Source organism: Oleiphilus sp. HI0061 (genome assembly GCF_001635675.1).
The window spans coordinates 1-1,098 of the sequence record NZ_LWFE01000492.1 but is presented as its reverse complement, the minus strand read 5'-3'; the positions used below and the strand labels follow the sequence as shown (position 1 = coordinate 1,098).

The window sequence follows — 1,098 nt, the reverse complement described above, 5'->3', positions numbered from 1 at the left end:
TTCGAACCCGCGACCCCCGGCGTGACAGGCCGGTATTCTAACCAGCTGAACTACCGGTCCGCATACTTTAAATCTTACATTCACTACCTTCACACAAGAACAGTGCTAGTAGTGGTGGGTGGTACAGGGATCGAACCTGTGACCCTCGCCTTGTAAGGGCGATGCTCTCCCAGCTGAGCTAACCACCCATTTGGGTAGACCTAATTCTAACATTGTCACGCAGCACCTAAGATGCTCCTTTGTTAGAAACCACCTCTTTCAAGGTAGCAATCGAGTTGAAGTGTAAATGGCGGACCGGACGGGATTCGAACCCGCGACCCCCGGCGTGACAGGCCGGTATTCTAACCAGCTGAACTACCGGTCCGCAACAAACTTTACATTTCAATTTCAAATCTAAAAAAGATNTGGTGGGTGGTACAGGGATCGAACCTGTGACCCTCGCCTTGTAAGGGCGATGCTCTCCCAGCTGAGCTAACCACCCAACTCAATTGAGATGCGTATCTTAATGATTTCTTAGAAGCTGTCAATTAGAAATCAGCTTTTTTTTGCATAAATATGCAATTAATTTTCACAAGTCTCATATCTAGAAAAAACGTGAGGAAAAATCAAACAAACAGTTTAATTTTCAACCGATTAAATTAGATACTCCACCCATTTTTAGCGACTTTGCAACCAGCCCTAATTCAAAGACTGACGAATCAGGTCCACATTCTCGCGCCGCTGCTCACTCATTTCTTTTTGTTCAGGCTCAGGCTCTTCTTTAGATTCGAGCTGAAAGTAAGCATACCACGGTTCACCATCATCGACCGTTTCCTCCTCTCGAGGCACTGGAGCCGGCGCTATATTACCTGCTCTCGCTGCTCTTTCGAGACGATCTAACTCCAACTCTTCATTCAAGGTCAATTGAATTTTCGGCTCACGCCAAGGAGCCAACCAGTTTCGCCTTATTTTTCGCTTATCATCAATAGCGGCTAGATATTCATCAACATCATCCGCAAGCAGGTACAACTCCTGCTCCAAGGTTAAAGGCTTATCTCGTCGTAACTCCCGATACAAATCACTAGGCAGATAGAAAATCGGGAAGCCCCACATAAAGTT

At 46.2% G+C, this 1,098-nt stretch carries 1 protein-coding gene and 3 tRNA genes; all 4 read right to left on the bottom strand.

Annotation, left to right across the window (positions count from 1 at the left end; genetic code table 11):
- Nucleotides 1-112: 112 nt before the first annotated feature.
- Nucleotides 113-188 (bottom strand) — tRNA-Val (locus tag A3735_RS06585).
- Between the two features lie 99 nt (nt 189-287).
- Nucleotides 288-364: transfer RNA gene (locus A3735_RS06580), tRNA-Asp, on the bottom strand.
- Nucleotides 365-405: 41 nt separating this feature from the next.
- Nucleotides 406-481: transfer RNA gene (locus A3735_RS06575), tRNA-Val, on the bottom strand.
- A 197-nt stretch (nt 482-678) separates the two neighbouring features.
- A partial coding sequence (locus tag A3735_RS30395; protein WP_197485714.1) for a hypothetical protein occupies nt 679-1,098 on the bottom strand: 420 nt, incomplete at its 5' end.